We start from the raw sequence: 18,444 nt of genomic DNA on the forward strand, positions 1-18,444 counted from the left end.
GGGCAGTCGACGTGGGCGTAGTGACGGTTGGCCGTCTCATACTCGACGTGCGCCGTGTTGATCGTGATCCCGCGCGCCTTCTCTTCCGGCGCCGCATCGATGTCCGCATAGGCCATCGCCTTCGCGCCGCCAGCCTTCGCCAGCGTCATCGTGATCGCCGCCGTCAGCGTCGTCTTGCCGTGGTCCACGTGACCGATCGTGCCGATGTTGCAGTGCGGCTTGTTACGTTCGAACTTTTCCTTGGCCATTCTCTTCTCTCCGTCCCCTGACAGGGGGCTTTTCGTCCAGGGTTTTCAGGGGTCCCGGCGGACCGCGGCCCGCCGGGTATGTGGTTAGGCGGAATATTTCTTGATCACTTCGTCGGCGACGTGTTGCGGCACCGGCTCATAGTGGTCGTACTGCATGGTGAAGGCGGCGCGGCCCTGCGACATGCCGCGCAGGGTGTTCACATAGCCGAACATGTTGGCCAGCGGCACGAAGGCGTTCACGACGGTGGCGTTGCCGCGCATGTCCTGACCCTGGATCATGCCGCGACGGCCGTTCAGGTCGCCGATCACCGAACCCAGATACTCTTCCGGGGTCACGACCTCGACGGCCATGATCGGCTCGAGCAGCTTGGGCGCGCCCTTTTCCTTCAGTTCGCGGAAGGCGGCGCGGGCCGCGATCTCGAACGCCAGCACGCTGGAGTCGACGTCGTGGTATTTGCCGTCCGTCAGGGTCGCCTTGAAGTCGATCAGCGGGAAGCCGGCCAGCAGGCCGCCGTCCTTCACCGACTCGAGGCCCTTCTCCACGCCCGGGATGTATTCCTTGGGCACGGCGCCGCCGACGATGGTGTTTTCGAACACGAAGCCCGAACCCGGCTCGCCCGGCTCGAAGGTGATCATGACGCGGGCGAACTGGCCCGTACCGCCGGTCTGCTTCTTGTGGGTGTAATCGATGTCGACCTTGCGGCCGAGCGATTCACGATAGGCCACCTGCGGCGCGCCGATGTTGGCGTCGACCTTGTAGGTCCGCTTCAGGATGTCGATCTTGATGTCGAGGTGCAACTCGCCCATCCCCTTGAGGATGGTCTGGCCGCTCTCGAAATCGGTCGAGACGGTGAACGAGGGATCCTCGGAGGCCAGTTTGGCCAGGGCCACGCCCAGCTTCTCCTGGTCGGCCTTGGACTTGGGCTCCACCGCGATCTCGATGACCGGGGCCGGGAATTCCATCTTCTCGAGGATGACCGGCGACTTCAGGGGGTCGCACAGGGTGTCGCCGGTGCGGGTTTCCTTGAGGCCGGCCAGGGCGACGATGTCGCCGGCGTAGGCTTCCTTGATGTCCTCGCGGTTGTTCGAGTGCATCTGCAGCATGCGGCCGACGCGCTCCTTCTTGTCGCGGCTGGAGTTCAGCAGCGACATGCCGGTTTCCATCTTGCCGGAGTAGAGGCGGCAGAAGGTCAGCGATCCGACGAAGGGGTCGTCCATGATCTTGAACGCCAGAACCGACAGGGGCTCTTCGTCCGAGGCGCGGCGCACGACCGGCTCTTCCGTCTTGAAGTCGATGCCCGGGGTCGGGGGGATGTCGATCGGCGACGGCAGGTAGTCGACGACGGCGTCGAGCAGGGTCTGCACGCCCTTGTTCTTGAAGGCCGAGCCGCACAGGATCGGATAGAAGGCGCCGGTCAGCACGGCCTTGCGGATGCACTTCTTGATGGTTTCTTCCGACGGCTCCTGACCGTCGAGGTAGGCTTCCATCGCCTCGTCGTCGAGTTCGACGGCGTTGTCGATCAGGTACTGACGGGCGGCCACGGCCTTGTCCGTCAGGTCAGCCGGGATCTCTTCGTCGCGGAAGTTCGCGCCGAGGGCGTCGTTGTCCCAGACCACCGCCTTCATGCGAACGAGGTCGACCAGGCCCGACAGCGAGCTTTCGGCGCCGATGGGGAACTGGATCGGCACGGCCTTGGCGCCGAGACGGTCGCGGATCGACTCGACCGACTTGTCGAAGTCGGCGCCGATCTTGTCCATCTTGTTGACGAAGACGATGCGCGGAACCTTGTACTTGTCGGCCTGGCGCCAGACGGTCTCGGTCTGCGGCTCGACGCCGGCGTTGCCGTCCAGCACCGTCACGGCGCCGTCGAGCACGCGCAGCGAACGCTCGACCTCGATGGTGAAGTCGACGTGCCCGGGGGTGTCGATGATGTTGAGGCGCTTCTCTTTCCAGAAGGCGGTCGTCGCGGCCGACGTGATGGTGATGCCGCGCTCCTGCTCCTGGTCCATCCAGTCCATGGTGGCGGCGCCGTCGTGGACTTCGCCGATCTTGTGAGACTTGCCGGTGTAATAGAGGATCCGCTCGGTCGTCGTCGTCTTGCCCGCGTCGATGTGGGCCATGATGCCGAAGTTGCGATAGTCTTCGATTTTATGCGTGCGGGGCATGGGAGCGTGCCTTGCGGTCAATGCGGCGCCGCTACGGCGCCTCGGGGATGGTCGGATAAGCGGGCGCGGGCGATTTAGCTCAAACCGCCCGCGCCGGATAGTCACGTAAACAGGAACCCGAGAGGGTTCCTTGAAGGCTTACCAGCGGTAGTGGCTGAAGGCGCGGTTCGCTTCGGCCATCTTGTGGGTGTCCTCGCGCTTCTTCACCGCGGTGCCGCGGTTGTTGGAAGCGTCCAGCAGTTCGGCCGCCAGCTTTTCCGTCATGGTGTTCTCACCACGCTTGCGCGCAGCGTTGACCAGCCAGCGGATGGCAAGGGCCTTGCGGCGGTCCGGACGAACCTCGACCGGCACCTGGTAGGTGGCGCCGCCGACGCGCCGCGAGCGGACCTCGACGGCCGGGGCGACGTTTTCCAGCGCACTGTGGAAGGTCGCGACCGGCTCCTGGTCCTTCTTCTTGTCGGCCAGGATGTCGAAGGCGCCGTAGACGATGTTTTCGGCGACGGCCTTTTTGCCCTCGTACATGACGTAGTTCATGAACTTGGTGACGGTCAGATCCTTGAACTTCGGATCCGGCAGAACTTCGCGCTTCTGTGCGCGGTGACGACGGGACATGGGACGGGCCTTCTAAAGCGGTGTCTGGGGCCCCGGACGAGCCGGGAAAATCGGGTGGAGCGGGCCGGCTTACTTCGGACGCTTGGCGCCGTAGTGCGAACGGCGCTGCTTGCGGTCCTTGACGCCCTGGGTGTCGAGCACGCCGCGCAGGATGTGGTAGCGCACGCCGGGCAAGTCCTTGACGCGGCCGCCGCGGATCAGGACCACCGAGTGCTCCTGCAGATTGTGGCCCTCGCCGGGGATGTAGCAAACGGCTTCGATGCCGGTGGTCAGACGCACCTTGGCGACCTTACGCAGAGCCGAGTTCGGCTTCTTCGGCGTCGTCGTGTAGACGCGGGTGCAGACGCCGCGGCGCTGCGGGCAGCCCTTCAGGGCCGGGACCTTGTTGCGGACCGGCTTGGGGGCGCGCGGCTTGCGGATCAGCTGGTTGATAGTCGGCATCGGGTCTTCGTTCTCTTCTAATCGATGGGGGCGTGTGCCTTTCGGTCGGAGCGCCCCGGTGAGCCTTCTTTTCGGACGACGCGACGCGCCGCCCCGGGTTTGATTTCGAGCAGCGAAGGCGACAAACAGAAAAGCCGGAACGCGCGCTTCGGGCGTTCCGGCGGGCGACAGCCCGGTCGTTCGATTGTCACGATCCCGACGAACGCTGACGCACCCGCCTCGAAAGTGGGCGGCTTCTACGCCGGGAGGGGCGTTCGGTCAAGGGCGCGCGTCGGGCCGCAATACCGCCATGCTCGCCCCGTCCACTGGCGGTTGAGCAGTGGAGGGCGGATGCAGAACCTTAGGCTTGTATGGCCATCGCGGGCCGGTCGTTGGCGCAAGCCGGCGATCGTCGTCCTGTCGGTGGGTCTGCACGCCCTGGTGCTCGGCCTGATCGGGCTGCGGAGCCTCGGGCTGGACGGCGTGACGCCGCAACCGGTTGAACGCGCCATCTACGTCGAGATCGAACCCCGCCCCCTGCTCGAGGGCGAGGTCGCCCGCGTGCGGCCGCCGCAGGAACGGCCTGACACAGCGTCGCAAGCCGCGCCGAACCCGGGCGCGGCGGCCGTTCAAAGCAATCCCTTCCGGAGCCCCGACGACGAAGACGACCGGCCGACGTCCCGCCTGGCCGCGCCCGGCGCCCCTGCCCCGCCCGCGGATGTCGGCACGGCGCCGTGGCGGGTGCGCCCGGAGACGGCCGGCGACCGCGTCGGACGCGGGCTGCGCACGAGTCCGGTCGGCTGCGCCAGCCCGAACTTGCTGACCGCCGCCGAGCGCGCCATCTGCGACGACCGCTTCGGGGCGCGCGCCGCCGCCGCCGCGCCGATCAACGGGACCGGCAATCCGGAGCGGGACGGGCGCTTCGCCCGCGAGGGCGCGCGGGCGCTGGCCAACTATGAGGCGCGGCGCCGTCCGCTTGCCGGCGGGACCGGCAACGTCGGAGTGCAGGAGGGACCGGGCTCCAACTTCGGCATGGGCGTGGCCGGGGCCCATCTCGACCCGGCATTGCGGCCGGATTCCACCACCAACGTCCGAACCCGGCGCGACCGGGAGCGGGAGCTGGAGGAGGACTGAGATTCGCGCTCACGCAACGAGCGCCCGCGGCGCGAGCGATAGCGCCCTCAAAACGAAAAGGGCGGCCCCGTCGCTGGAGCCGCCCCTTCAGTTCAGTCTGAACCCGAAGATCAGCCTTCGCTGTTCTCCAGCTCCAGGGCCAGGTCGGCCGGAAGCGGCTCGATGGCCTCTTCCCGCTGCGAGGTCAGCTCGGCGTCACGCTCGTTGGCCACCTTCTGCAGCGAGCGCAGGTAGGCGCCGGTGCCCGCCGGGATCAGCCGGCCGACGATGACGTTCTCCTTCAGGCCTTCCAGCGTATCCTTCTTACCATTGACCGAGGCGTCGGTGAGGACGCGGGTGGTTTCCTGGAAGGACGCCGCCGAGATGAAGCTGCGGGTCTGCAGCGACGCCTTGGTGATGCCCAGCAGGACCGGCTGGGTGGTGGCCGGACGGCCGCCGCGCTTCTCGACCTTCTGGTTCTCGAGCACCGCCTCGGCCACCTCGACCGTGTCGCCACGGATCAGGGTGGTCTCGCCGGAGTCGAGGATCTCGACCTTCTGCAGCATCTGGCGAACGATCACCTCGATGTGCTTGTCGTTGATCGGCACGCCCTGCAGTCGGTAGACCTCCTGCACTTCGTTCACCAGATACTCGGCCAGCGCCTCGACGCCCTGGATGCGCAGCAGGTCGTGCGGATCCGGGTTGCCGTCGATGATGTAGTCGCCCTTCTGGATCAGATCGCCGTCGTGGACGGAGATGTGCTTGCCCTTGGGGATCAGGAACTCGACCGCATCGCCCTGCACACCATCGGCGTTGGGCTCGGGCGTGATCTTGATACGGCGCTTGTTCTTGTAGTCGCGACCGAATTCGACGCGGCCGTCCATCTCGGCGATGACCGCGCAGTCCTTCGGACGACGGGCCTCGAACAGCTCGGCCACCCGCGGCAGACCGCCGGTGATGTCGCGGGTCTTGGCGCCCTCGGTCGGCACGCGGGCGATGATTTCGCCAGGCTTGACCACATCGCCATTGTTCACGGACAAGACCGCGCCCACCGGCAGCAGGTAACGGGCGTCGGAGCCCGAGGCCAGCTTGGCGTATTCGTCGCCCTTGGTGACGCCCATGGCCGGACGCAGGTCCGCGCCGCGGGGGCTGGCGCGCCAGTCGGAGACGACGCGCTGGGCGATGCCCGTGGCCTCGTCGGTCTCTTCCTTGACGGACAGGCCCTCGACCAGATCCTCGAAGCGGATCGTGCCGCCGACCTCGGTGAGGATCGGCGAGGTGTAGGGGTCCCACTCGGCCAGACGCTGGCTGCGCTTGACCTCGGCGCCCTCGGTGACCCGCAGGCGGGCACCGTAGGGCAGTTTGTGGGTCTCGCGGTCCTTGCCGTCGACCACCACGGTGATGGTGACGTTGCGGCTCATGGCCACCAGATCGCCGTGCGCCGCCTTGACGGTCGGACCGTTGATCCGCGCCACGCCGGCGTTGGTGGCCTCGTAGAACGAGGTCTCCGCGACCTGGGCGGTGCCGCCGATGTGGAAGGTCCGCATGGTCAGCTGGGTGCCGGGCTCGCCGATCGACTGGGCGGCGATGACGCCGACCGCTTCGCCGATGTTGACGTTGGTGCCGCGGGCCAGGTCACGGCCGTAGCACATGGCGCAGATGCCGGCTTCGGCCTCGCAGGTCAGGGCCGAGCGGACCTTGACCGACTGGACGCCGGCGTCGTCGATGACCTCGACTTCCTCTTCCTGCAGGTAGGTGTCCGCGGGGAACAGGACGTTGTCAGTGCCGGGCTCCTTGATGTCTTCGGCCGCATAACGGCCCAGGACCCGCTGGCCCAGCGAGACGAGCACGTCGCCGCCCTCGACGACGGCGCGCAGGGTGATGCCGCGCGTGGCGCCGCAGTCTTCCTCGGTGACGATAGAGTCTTGCGCCACGTCGACCAGACGACGCGTCAGATAGCCGGAGTTGGCGGTCTTCAGCGCGGTGTCGGCCAGACCCTTGCGGGCGCCGTGAGTGGAGTTGAAGTACTCAAGGACGGTCAGGCCTTCCTTGAAGTTCGAGATGATCGGCGTCTCGATGATCTCACCCGACGGCTTGGCCATCAGGCCCCGCATGCCGCCCAGCTGCTTCATCTGCGCCTGCGAACCACGGGCGCCGGAGTTGGCCATCATGAACACCGAGTTGATGTCGGGGTTTTGACCCTTGGCCAGCACGCGCGGCTGGGCGATCTCGCCCATCATCGCATCGGCGATCTTGTCCGTGGCCTTGGCCCAGGCGTCGACGACCTTGTTGTACTTCTCACCCTTGGTGATCAGGCCGTCGGCGTACTGTTGCTCGTACTCCTCGACCTGGGTGCGGGTGTCCGCGACCAGCGTGGCCTTGGCGGCCGGGATGACGATGTCGTCCTTGCCGAACGAGATGCCCGCCTTGGCCGCCTCGCGGAAGCCGAGTTGCATCATCTGGTCGGCGAAGATGACCGTCGCCTTCTGACCGCAGTGGCGATAGACCTGATCGATCAGATTGCCGATCTCCTTCTTGGTCAGGTTCTTCTCGAGCAGCCGGTAGCCGATGTTGGCGTTCAGCGGCAGCAAGGCGCCCAGCTTCATCCGGCCCGGGGTCGTGTCGATCACCTTGGTGATCGTCTCGCCGGCCGCGTTCATCTCGGTCCAGCGGGCCTTGATCTTGGTGTGCAGGGTCACGACGCCGGCGTCGAGCGCCGCGTCGATCTCGCCCATGTTGGCGAACAGCTTGCCTTCGCCGACCTCGCCTTCCTTGACCAGCGAGAGGTAGTAGAGGCCCAGCACGATATCCTGCGACGGCACGATGATCGGCTTGCCGTTGGCCGGCGACAGGATGTTGTTCGTCGACATCATCAGGACGCGCGCTTCCAGCTGGGCCTCAAGGCTCAGCGGGACGTGAACGGCCATCTGGTCGCCGTCGAAGTCGGCGTTGAAGGCGGTGCAGACCAGCGGATGCAGGCGGATGGCCTTGCCCTCGATCAGCTTGGGCTCGAACGCCTGGATGCCCAGACGGTGCAGCGTCGGGGCGCGGTTCAGCAGCACCGGGTGCTCGCGGATGACCTCGTCGAGGATATCCCACACCTGCGGCTGCTCGCGCTCGACCATGCGCTTGGACTGTTTGACGGTGCCGGACAGGCCCTTGGCGTCAAGGCGCGCGTAGATGAACGGCTTGAACAGCTCCAGCGCCATCTTCTTGGGCAGGCCGCACTCATGCAGCTTCAGCTCGGGACCGACGGTGATAACCGAGCGGCCCGAATAGTCGACGCGCTTGCCGAGCAGGTTCTGACGGAAGCGGCCCTGCTTGCCCTTGAGCATGTCGGCGAGCGACTTCAGGGGACGCTTGTTGGCGCCGGTGATGACGCGGCCGCGACGGCCGTTGTCGAACAGGGCGTCGACCGATTCCTGCAGCATCCGCTTTTCGTTGCGGATGATGATGTCCGGTGCGCGCAGCTCGATCAGCCGCTTCAGGCGGTTGTTGCGGTTGATGACCCGGCGATACAGGTCGTTCAGGTCCGAGGTGGCGAATCGGCCGCCGTCCAGCGGCACAAGGGGGCGCAGTTCCGGCGGGATCACCGGCACGACCGTGAGGATCATCCACTCGGGCTTGTTGCCGCTCTCGAGGAAGGCCTCGATCAGCTTGAGGCGCTTGGAGGCCTTCTTGGCCTTCATTTCCGAGGGGCTGTCGGCCAGTTCGGCGCGGTGCTTCTCGGCCTCGGCGTGCAGGTCGATGCCGATCAGCAGGTTGCGCACGGCCTCGGCGCCGATCTCGGCGGTGAAGCCGTCATCGCCGAACTCGTCCTGGTAGCGGTAGAACTCGTCTTCGGTCAGCAGCTGATTCTGCTTCAGCGGGGTCAGGCCCGGCTCGGTGACGATGTAGTTCTCGAAATAGAGGACGCGCTCAACATCCTTCAGGGCCATGTCCAGCATCAGCGAGATGCGCGACGGCAGCGACTTCAGGAACCAGATGTGGGCGACGGGCGCGGCCAGCTCGATGTGGCCCATGCGTTCGCGACGCACGCGGGCCAGGGTGACCTCGACCCCGCACTTCTCGCAGATGATGCCCTTGTACTTCATCCGCTTGTACTTGCCGCACAGGCACTCGTAGTCCTTGGTCGGACCGAAGATGCGCGCGCAGAACAGGCCGTCACGTTCGGGCTTGAACGTGCGGTAGTTGATCGTTTCCGGCTTCTTGATCTCGCCGAACGACCACGAACGGATCTTCTCGGGCGAGGCCAGGGCGATTTTGATCTGGTCGAAGGTCGGGGTGACCGGGACCGGGTTGAAGATGTTCAGGACTTCCTGGTTCATCTTGAGTTCCTTCTGCGGCGAGGCCGCGAAAATTCATTGAGGGAGAAAAGCGGGAGACCGTCCCTCCCCGCTTGCGCGAGGAGGGATCATCCGGTCGGTCAGCTGTTCTCCAGCTCCACGTTCAGGCCCAGCGAGCGCATTTCCTTGACGAGCACGTTGAAGCTCTCGGGAATGCCCGCCTCGAAGCTGTCGTCGCCGCGGACGATGGCCTCGTAGACCTTGGTCCGGCCGGCCACGTCGTCGGACTTCACCGTCAGCATCTCCTGCAGGGTGTAGGCCGCCCCGTAAGCCTCGAGCGCCCACACCTCCATCTCGCCGAAGCGCTGTCCGCCGAACTGCGCCTTGCCGCCCAGCGGCTGCTGGGTGACCAGCGAGTACGGGCCGATCGAGCGGGCGTGGATCTTGTCGTCCACCAGGTGGTGCAGCTTCAGCATGTAGATGTAGCCGACGGTGACCGGCCGCTTGAACTGCTCGCCGGTCTGACCGTCGTAGACGATCGACTGGCCGGTGCGGTCCAGGCCCGCCTTCTCCAGCAGGTCCTCGATGTCGTTGATGTGCGCGCCATCGAAAACCGGCGTGGCGAAGGGCACGCCCTTCGACAGGTTCCGGGCCAGCTCGACCAGGTCCTCTTCCGACTCCGGTAGGGGGGTGTCCTTGCCGTAGATCGAGGTCAGGTGGTCGACCAGCGCCTTCTTCTGTCCGCCCTGTTGCCAGGCTTCCAGAAGGCCCTGGATCTGCTTGCCGAGACCGGCCGCGGCCCAGCCGAGGTGGGTTTCAAAGATCTGGCCGATGTTCATGCGCGAGGGCACGCCCAGCGGGTTCAGAACGATGTCCACGGCGGTGCCGTCTTCCAAGTGGGGCATGTCCTCGATCGGCAGGATCTTGGAAATGACGCCCTTGTTGCCGTGACGGCCGGCCATCTTGTCGCCGGGCTGAAGCTTGCGCTTCACGGCCACGAAAACCTTGACCATCTTCATCACGCCCGGGGGCAGTTCGTCGCCGCGCTGCAGCTTCTCGACCTTGTCCTCGAAGCGGCGGTCGAGCGCCTTGCGGGCGTCCTCGAACTGCTTCTTCATGGCCTCGAGCTCGCCCATCGCCTTCTCGTCGTCGAGGGCGATCTGCCACCACAGGCCGCGCGAGAGCTCGCCGAGCTTCGCTTCGGTGACCACGCCGCGGCCCAGGCCCTTCGGACCCGAGGTGGCGTTCTTGCCGACCAGCAGCGGATGCAGGCGGCCGTAGACGTTGCGCTCGAGAATCTTGAGCTCGTCGTCGCGGTCCTTGCCGAGGCGTTCGATCTCGGCCCGCTCGATGGCGACCGCGCGCTCGTCCTTGTCGACGCCATGGCGGTTGAACACGCGCACGTCGACGATGGTGCCGGCGACGCCGGGGGGCAGACGCAGGCTGGTGTCGCGGACGTCCGAAGCCTTCTCGCCGAAGATGGCGCGCAGCAGCTTCTCTTCCGGCGTCATCGGGCTTTCGCCCTTCGGCGTGACCTTGCCGCAGAGGATGTCGCCCGGCTGGACCTCGGCGCCGATCGCCACGATGCCGGCCTCGTCGAGATTGCGCAGGGCCTCCTCGCCGACGTTCGGGATGTCGCGGGTGATCTCTTCCGGTCCCAGCTTGGTGTCCCGGGCCATGACCTCGAACTCCTCGATGTGGATCGAGGTGAAGACGTCGTCGCGCACGATGCGCTCGGAGATCAGGATCGAGTCTTCGAAGTTGTAGCCGTTCCACGGCATGAAGGCGACGAGGGCGTTGCGGCCCAGGGCCAGTTCGCCGAGGTCGGTGGACGGGCCGTCGGCGATGACGTCGCCGGCCTTCACCTCATCACCCACGCGCACGATCGGGCGCTGGTTGATGCAGGTCGACTGGTTGGAACGCTGGAATTTCGACAGGCGGTAGATGTCGACGCCCGAACGGCCGGCGTCGAGCTCGTTGGTGGCGCGCACGACGATGCGGGTGCCGTCGATCTGCTCGACGACGCCGTCACGACGGGCGACGACGACGGCGCCGGAGTCCACGGCCACGACCGCTTCCATGCCGGTGCCGACCAGCGGCGCGTCCGACTGGACCAGCGGCACGGCCTGACGCTGCATGTTGGCGCCCATGAGCGCACGGTTGGCGTCGTCGTTCTCAAGGAACGGGATCAGGGCGGCGGCGACCGAAACGACCTGTTTCGGCGACACGTCCATCATGTCGACGTCGGCCTTGGTGAGCAGCTGGGAGTCGCCGTTGATCCGGCCGGGGACCAGGTCCTCGACGATCTCGCCGTTCTTCAGCTCGATGTTGGCCTGGGCGATGGTGTATTTCGCCTCTTCCATCGCCGAGATGTAGACCACCTCGTCCGTGGCCTTGCCGTCCTTCACGCGCCGGTACGGGCTCTCGATGAAGCCGTACTTGTTCACCCGGGCGTGGGTGGCCAGCGAGTTGATCAGGCCGATGTTCGGGCCTTCCGGCGTCTCGATGGGGCAGATGCGACCGTAGTGGGTCGGGTGCACGTCGCGGACTTCGAAGCCGGCCCGCTCGCGGGTCAGACCGCCCGGGCCAAGCGCCGACAGACGGCGCTTGTGGGTGATTTCCGACAGCGGGTTGGTCTGGTCCATGAACTGCGACAGCTGCGACGAACCGAAGAATTCACGCACTGCGGCGGCGGCCGGCTTGGCGTTGATCAGGTCGTGCGGCATCACCGTGTCGATATCGACCGAGGACATGCGCTCCTTGATGGCACGCTCCATCCGCAGCAGACCGACGCGGTACTGGTTCTCCAGCAGCTCGCCGACCGAGCGGACCCGGCGGTTGCCGAGGTTGTCGATGTCGTCGATCTCGCCCTGGCCATCCTTCAGGCCGACGAGGATCTGCAGGACCTTGAGCACGTCTTCCTTACGCAGGACGCGGATCTCGTCCGAGACCTCGGGGCTCTCCAGACGCATGTTCATCTTGACCCGGCCGACGGCCGACAGGTCGTAGCGCTCGCTATCGAAGAACAGCGAGTTGAACATGGCTTCGGCGGCCTCCGGGGTCGGCGGCTCGCCCGGGCGCATCACGCGATAGACGTCGAACAGCGCGTCCTCGCGGCCGGTGTTCTTGTCGATGCGCAGGGTGTTGCGCATGTAGGCGCCGACCGTGACATGGTCGATGTCCAGCACGTCAATGGTGGTGAAGCCGTGGCTCTCGAGCAGTTCGATGGTCGGCTGGTCCAGTTCGTCGCCGGCCTCGGCGTAGATCTCGCCGGTCTCGTAGTTGACGGCGTCGGCGGCCAGATACTTGCCCAGCAGGGCGTCGGCGGCCAGCGACAGCGACGAGGTCGTGTCGCCCAGCTTCTTGGCCTGGCGGGCGCTGATCTTGGTTCCGGCCGAGGCGATGACTTCACCGGTGTCGGCGTCGACCAGATCGAACTCCGGCTTCACCCCGCGCCAACGCTCGGCCTTGTAGGGCGTGACCCAACCTTCGCCGCGCTTCTCGTAGGGCACGGTCTCGTAGAAGGTCTTGAGGATTTCCTCGCCGTCCATGCCCAGACCCATCAGGAAGGTCGTGGCCGGCAGCTTCCGGCGGCGGTCGATGCGGACGTAGACGATGTCCTTGGCGTCGAACTCGAAGTCGAGCCAGGAGCCGCGGTACGGGATCACCCGGGCGGCGAACAGCAGCTTGCCCGAGCTGTGCGTCTTGCCCTTGTCGTGATCGAAGAAGACGCCCGGCGACCGGTGCATCTGCGAGACGATGACCCGCTCGGTCCCGTTGACGATGAAGGTGCCCTTGTCGGTCATGAGCGGGATGTCGCCCATGTAGACGTCCTGCTCCTTGATGTCCTTGACCGAGCGCGCGCCCGTCTCCTCGTCGGATTCGAAGACGATCAGGCGCAGCTTGACCTTCAGCGGCGCGGCATAGGTCATGTCGCGCTGGATGCATTCCTCGACGTCGTACTTCGGGTCCTCGAACTCGTAGGAGACGTATTCCAGGATGGCCCGTTCGTTGAAGTCCTTGATCGGGAAGACCGATTTGAACACCGCCTCGATGCCCTGGTCCTTGCGCGGGCCCGAACGGACCTCACGCTGCAGGAACTGCTCGTAGGAGGCGCGCTGAACCTCGATCAGGTTCGGCATCTGCACCGCTTCCGGGATACGCCCGAAGGAGTGGCGGATGCGCTTCTTGCCGGTGAACGAGGTGGCGGTGAGGAACTGACCGTTGACGGTGAGTTCCGCTTTGGACTTGGCCATTCTGTCTTCCCAATGCGGCGGGCCGGGCAGCCCGCTCAATGCAGCAGCCACGGCTCCGCCATTCCGGCGACCCGTGACCATCGGTTTCGGCGTCCACCCTCGGGCCTTGCGGTCCCAGGACGCCTGAAATGTAGGGCTCCCTTGGGGAGGAGCGCGCCTTCGCACCGGTCGGAGGGCGACAAACCGGGCCTCGGCGCTTTCGCGCGTATCTCTCACGGAGTTAGCGGAACGGGCTGATATACTCGCTTTGGCGGCGAAATAAAGACCGATGGCGCTCTTTTTCCGGGGCCGACGGTCAGCGGGGGGGTCCCGCGCCCCGCCTCGCCGCCCATTGCTTTGCATCAGCATGGAAAATAGCGTCGCCGCATGACTCGCATCGCCGTCGCGGCCGCCGCCGCCCTGACCCTGTCCGCCTGCGCCTCGGCCGGGCCGAATCCGTACGATTTCTCGGGGGCCTCGACCCAGGAGAACTGGAAGGCGGGCAACGCCGCCTATCTGGAATGGAACGCCGCCCGGGGCGGATGGACGACCACCGCCTCCGGTCTGCAGTACCGCCGCGTCGGCCCCGCCAACCCGGCCGGGCGCCAGCCGGCCTCGACCGACACGGTCAGCGTCCACTACCGCGGGACATTCGTCGACGGGCGCGAGTTCGACAGCAGCTACGCCCGCAACGAGCCGGCGGAATTCCCGCTGAACCGGGTCATCAAGGGGTGGACCGAAGGCGTCGGCCTGATGCGGGAGGGGGAGAAATTCGAGTTCGTCATTCCGGCCTCGCTCGGTTACGGCGAGCGCTGGGTCGGCGGTGACGAACTGCCCCCCAACTCGACCCTGTTGTTCACGGTCGAACTGCTTGACGTGAAGCCGGCGGCCTGATCGCGGAACCCTGAAGATGACAGGGATTTAATCCCGGCGAGCCGGCGCGGCGCTCTAGCCTGCCGTCGAACCTCATTGATCGAGAGCCTCCCGATGATGCGATCCGCCCGCTTGCTCGCCTCCGCCTGCGCCGCCGCCCTGCTGTGCGGTTCGGCCCCCGCACTGGCCCAGGTCGGAACGCCGGCGCTGGACCGGGCGCTGGCGCCGATCCCGGCGCCGCGCGACGCCCCCTACCCGGGCGTGATCTCGCTGGACATGGACGCCACCGATATCGACCGGCGGATCGTCTCGGTGAGACAGACCATCCCGGTCACCGGCCCGGGTCCGCTGATTCTGTTCTATCCGGAGTGGATCCCCGGCAACCACGGCCCGGTCGGTCCGGTCGACGACATCGCCGATCTGAGGATCACCGCCGACGGCCAGCCGCTGCGCTGGGTGCGCAACACCGTCCACACCAGCGCCTTTCAGGTCGAGGTTCCGGCGGGAGTCAGCGAGGTCGAGGCTTCGTTCAAATGGCTGACCCCGATCGACGGCAATCAGGGCCGGGTCGTCATCACCGACGACATGCTCAACATCCAGTGGGAGAAGGCCCTGCTCTATCCTGCGGGCTACGATTCCAGCGGCATCACCTTCCGGCCGACGCTGCGCCTGCCGGCGGGCTGGCAGTACGGCACGGCGCTGGAGACGCAGAGTTTCCAGAACGGCCTCGCGACCTTCGCGCCGATCAGTCTCGAGCATTTCGCCGACAGCCCGGTGTTCGCCGGGCGCCACTATCGCCAGATCGACCTCGATCCGGGCGGCCGTTCGCCGGTGCGGCTCAACGTGGTCGCCGACGAGGCCGACATGCTGGCGGCCACGGACGCCCACATCGAACTGCACCGCAATCTGGTCGATCAGGCTGACCGGCTGTTCGGGGCCCGCCATTTCGACCGCTACGACTTCCTGTTGGCGGTCACGGACAAGCTGGGCGGCATCGGGCTGGAGCACCAGCGCTCGTCGGAGAACAGCGTCGATGTCCGTTATTTCACCGCCCCGACGGCGACCCTGGCCGACCAGGACCTGCTGGGTCACGAATATGTCCACTCCTGGAACGGCAAGTGGCGCCGGCCGGCCGATCAGCTGACCGCCACCCTGAACGAACCGCTGCAAAACTCCCTGCTCTGGGTCTACGAAGGCCAGACGCAGTATTGGGGCCGGGTGCTCACGGCGCGGGCCGGCCTGTCCAGCAAGCAGCACGCGTTGGACTGGTTCGCCATGACCGCCGCCAACTACGGGACCATGCCGGGGCGCCAGTGGCGCGCCATGCAGGACACCGTCAACGATCCGATCATCGCTCGCCGCCGCCCCCAGCCGTGGAGCACCTATCAGCGCAGCGAGGACTACTATTCCGAAGGCGCCCTGATCTGGCTGGACGCCGACACCTGGATCCGCGAGCGGACCAACGGCCGCAGGTCTCTGGACGACTTCGCCAAAGCCTTCTTCGGGATCGACGACGGCGACTGGGACCCGCGGCCTTATACCTTCGCCGACATCACCTCGACGCTGGATGGGGTGGCGGAGAACGACTGGGCGGAATTCCTGCGGACCCGCCTCGACGCCGTCGGCCCCGACGCCGCTCCGCCGCTGGGCGGCATCGAGCGCGGGGGCTACCGGTTGGTTTGGCGCGAGGCCATGAACGCCTATCACAAGGCGCTGTACGACGAACTGGGCCGCAACGATTTCCAGTATTCGCTGGGCGTAATGACCAACGGCTCGAACCGCATCACCACGGTGCGCTGGGGCTCGCCGGCCTTCGAGGCGGGGCTGACCTCGGGCTGGGAAGTAGTGGCCGTGAACGGCCGCGCCGCCAGCCCGGCAGTGATCGCCGAGGCCATCACCGCCTCCAAGGGCAATGCGACGCCGATCGAGATGATGCTCAAGAACGGAGAGCGGTTCCGGACGGTGCGTTTCGACTACCACGACGGCCTGAGGTACCCGCACCTCGAGCGGATCGAGGGAACGCCCGACCGTCTGGGCGACATCCTCGCCCCCCGCCGCCGCTGATCGCGAGGACCGACCGATGATGAAATACGCCGCCCTCGCCCTGTTGCTGGCCTCAGCCTCCGTGCCGGCTCTCGCTCAGGTCCCGGCCTCGCAGGCGCAGACGCCCCTGCCCGCGCCGACCAGCCTGCCCTACGCGCCGCCGCCGATCCCGGCGCCGCAGGATCGGGACTATCCGGGCACGATCGGCATTCGCGTCGATCTGACCGACCTGGACCACAAGGTCATCCGCGTGCGCCAGACCGTGCCGGTCAGCGCCGGGCCGCTGGTGCTGCAATATCCCAAATTCATCCCCGGCAACCACGCCGACACCGGGCCGATCCAGCTGATCTCCGGCCTGACCGTCACCGGAAACGGAAACCGCATTGAATGGGTGCGCGACACGGTCGATCCGCACGCATTCCACCTCGACATTCCGGCGGGCGTCGCAACCATCGAGGTCGATTTCGAATGGCTGACCCAGCCGGATAACGCGACCTGGCGCGTGGTCATGACCGACGAGATCGTCAACCTGCAGTGGGAGAAGGCCCTGCTGTATCCGGCGGGCTACAACCACGACCGGATCACCTTCGCCGCCTCGGTGGTGCTGCCGGAGGGCTGGAACTACGGCGTGGCGCTGGACACCGTTTCGCGCGAGGGGAATGTCGCGACTTTCGCGCCGATCTCGCTGGAGCATCTGGCCGACAGTCCGATGTTCGCGGGCAAGCATTACCGCCGCGTCGACATCGATCCGGGCGGCCGCTCTCCGGTACATCTCAATCTGGTCGGCGACACCGCCGCCTCGATCAATGCGACGCCCGAATGGATCGCCAAATACGAGGCGTTGGTGGACCAGGCCGACTATCTCTTCGGCGCCCGGCATTTCGACCGCTACGAATTCCTGCTGGGCCTCACCTCCAAGCTGGGCGGCATCGGTCTGGAGCATCACCGGTCGTCCGAGAACACCGCCGCGGTGAACTACTTCAGCACGGCCACGCCGTCCTACGGCTCGCGCGGCCTGCTGCCGCACGAGTATGTGCACAGCTGGAACGGCAAATTCCGTCGCCCGTCAGACGAGTATGTGCCCAATTTCAACGTTCCGACCCAGAACAGCCTGATGTGGGTGTATGAGGGGCAGACGGAATACTGGGGCGATGTCCTGACCCCCCGCTCCGGGCTGGGGACGTTCGAGGAGGCGGTGGTCAACCTCGCCGAGGTGGCCGGCTTTTACGACCAGCAGCCGGGACGGCATTGGCGGGCGCTGCAGGACACCACCAACCAGAACCTGCTCGGCTACCGGCTGACCAACCCGTGGTCGTCATGGATGCGGGGCACCGGCGACTACTATCGCGAAGCTCTGCTGATCTGGCTGGACGCCGACACCCTGATCCGGGAGGCGACGCGCGAGCGCAGGTCGCTCGATGACTTCGCCAGGGCCTTCTACGGCGTCGAGGACGGGGTGTGGGAGGCGCGGCCCTACGCATTCGAGGACGTCGTCGAGCACCTGAACGCGGTCCACCCCCACGACTGGGCGACCTTCCTGCGGACGCGGCTGGACGCCGTCGGACCGGACGCGGAGGCTCCGCTGGACGGGATCGAGCGGGCCGGCTGGCGCCTGACGTACGTCGACGATCTGACCCCGCTGGAGAAGCGGATGATGGGCGGCTGGGGCGGCGACTTCCAGTATTCCCTGGGCTTCACCCTGGGGTCGGGGAACCGCATCACCGGCGTGCGCTGGGGCGGCCTGGCCTTCGAACAGGGACTGGGCCACGGCTGGGAGCTGGTGGCCGTCGGCGACCGTACGGCCTCGGCCGAGGCGCTGCGCGAGGCGGTGACCGCCGCCAGGCGCGGGAGCGATCCGATCGTGCTGGTGGTCAAACGGGGCGATGAGTTCCGCACCCTGAGCTTCGACTACTATGGCGGCCTGCGCTACCCGCGTCTCGTTCGCATCCCCGGAACCCGCGACCGGCTGGCCGACATCTTCGCCCCGCGGCGGCATTGATCAGTCCCGTACGCGCCGGTGACGGCGCTCGAACGAGGCGAGCGGCTCCAGCGTAGATGCGCCGAAGACCTCTTCACCCGCTCCGACGCAACGAGCCGGAGGCGGGGGAGCGGCGAAGACGGAAGCGCCGGGAGCGTCTGCCGGAAAGCTGCCTCCGCCGAGTGCGACCTCGTCTCCGACCGCGACCCGGGTCCTTCCGTTGACCAGAACCAGGCGCCCGCCGGACGTCTCCACACGCGTGCCATAGGGCCAGATGACATATCGGCGGGGGCCGCCCGGCTGGGCGACGTAGAGGCAGCCGTCGTCGAGGATCACCGTTCCCGCCAGCAAAGGGGTCAGATGAATGTCGGGGCGCTCCCCGGCAGTTGGCAATGCCACGACGTCCCCGTTCTCAACGGACGCGGTCGCGCATCCCCAGAGGCCAAGGGCGGCAATCGTCAGACCGAAAG

At 66.6% G+C, this 18,444-nt stretch carries 11 protein-coding genes; 4 read left to right on the top strand and 7 right to left on the bottom strand.

Annotated elements, in window-relative coordinates; translation table 11 throughout:
* From HNQ67_RS07580 to rpsL, 4 genes are all read right to left on the bottom strand, one after another.
* Window positions 1–248 (bottom strand): GTP-binding protein (locus tag HNQ67_RS07580; protein WP_246347506.1); only part of this gene is annotated, 248 nt, incomplete at its 3' end.
* 84 nt (window positions 249–332) lie between these two features.
* Entirely contained in the window at window positions 333–2,414 is a 2,082-nt protein-coding gene (gene fusA, locus HNQ67_RS07585) for an elongation factor G (RefSeq protein ID WP_183254054.1), read from the bottom strand.
* A gap of 138 nt (window positions 2,415–2,552) precedes the next feature.
* A complete protein-coding gene (gene rpsG / locus HNQ67_RS07590; protein ID WP_183254056.1) occupies window positions 2,553–3,026 on the bottom strand; it encodes a 30S ribosomal protein S7 in 474 nt (157 codons plus the stop codon).
* Window positions 3,027–3,095: 69 nt separating this feature from the next.
* Entirely contained in the window at window positions 3,096–3,467 is a 372-nt protein-coding gene (rpsL, locus tag HNQ67_RS07595) for a 30S ribosomal protein S12 (protein WP_056453566.1), read from the bottom strand.
* A gap of 330 nt (window positions 3,468–3,797) precedes the next feature.
* Between rpsL and HNQ67_RS07600 the strand changes: the two genes are divergently transcribed.
* Window positions 3,798–4,580 carry a hypothetical protein gene (locus HNQ67_RS07600; protein ID WP_183254058.1) on the top strand — a complete coding sequence of 261 codons (783 nt, stop codon included), beginning with the start codon at window positions 3,798–3,800 and terminating at the stop codon, window positions 4,578–4,580.
* Between the two features lie 110 nt (window positions 4,581–4,690).
* Here HNQ67_RS07600 and rpoC read toward each other — a convergent pair whose 3' ends face one another.
* Together rpoC and rpoB are read right to left on the bottom strand one after the other, a co-directional pair.
* Complete coding sequence (rpoC, locus tag HNQ67_RS07605) at window positions 4,691–8,887, bottom strand: DNA-directed RNA polymerase subunit beta' (protein ID WP_183254060.1); 4,197 nt, start codon at window positions 8,885–8,887, stop codon at window positions 4,691–4,693.
* Window positions 8,888–8,985: 98 nt separating this feature from the next.
* The gene (rpoB, locus tag HNQ67_RS07610; protein ID WP_183254062.1) at window positions 8,986–13,101 is read right to left on the bottom strand and encodes a DNA-directed RNA polymerase subunit beta; all 4,116 of its coding nucleotides are present in this window, start codon (window positions 13,099–13,101) and stop codon (window positions 8,986–8,988) included.
* A 366-nt stretch (window positions 13,102–13,467) separates the two neighbouring features.
* Between rpoB and HNQ67_RS07615 the strand changes: the two genes are divergently transcribed.
* From HNQ67_RS07615 to HNQ67_RS07625, 3 genes are all read left to right on the top strand, one after another.
* A complete protein-coding gene (locus HNQ67_RS07615; RefSeq protein WP_183254064.1) occupies window positions 13,468–13,974 on the top strand; it encodes an FKBP-type peptidyl-prolyl cis-trans isomerase in 507 nt (168 codons plus the stop codon).
* A 96-nt stretch (window positions 13,975–14,070) separates the two neighbouring features.
* Window positions 14,071–16,017, top strand: coding sequence for a M61 family metallopeptidase (locus HNQ67_RS07620; protein WP_425486345.1), 1,947 nt, complete (start codon window positions 14,071–14,073; stop codon window positions 16,015–16,017).
* 16 nt (window positions 16,018–16,033) lie between these two features.
* The gene (locus HNQ67_RS07625; RefSeq protein WP_343054851.1) at window positions 16,034–17,995 is read left to right on the top strand and encodes a M61 family metallopeptidase; all 1,962 of its coding nucleotides are present in this window, start codon (window positions 16,034–16,036) and stop codon (window positions 17,993–17,995) included.
* On the opposite strand, the gene HNQ67_RS07630 is transcribed toward HNQ67_RS07625, so the two are convergent.
* A complete protein-coding gene (locus HNQ67_RS07630; protein WP_183254068.1) occupies window positions 17,996–18,373 on the bottom strand; it encodes a hypothetical protein in 378 nt (125 codons plus the stop codon).
* Window positions 18,374–18,444 lie beyond the last annotated feature (71 nt).

Origin of the sequence: Brevundimonas basaltis (assembly GCF_014202075.1) — a bacterium.
Taxonomy (GTDB): Bacteria; Pseudomonadota; Alphaproteobacteria; order Caulobacterales; family Caulobacteraceae; genus Brevundimonas; species Brevundimonas basaltis.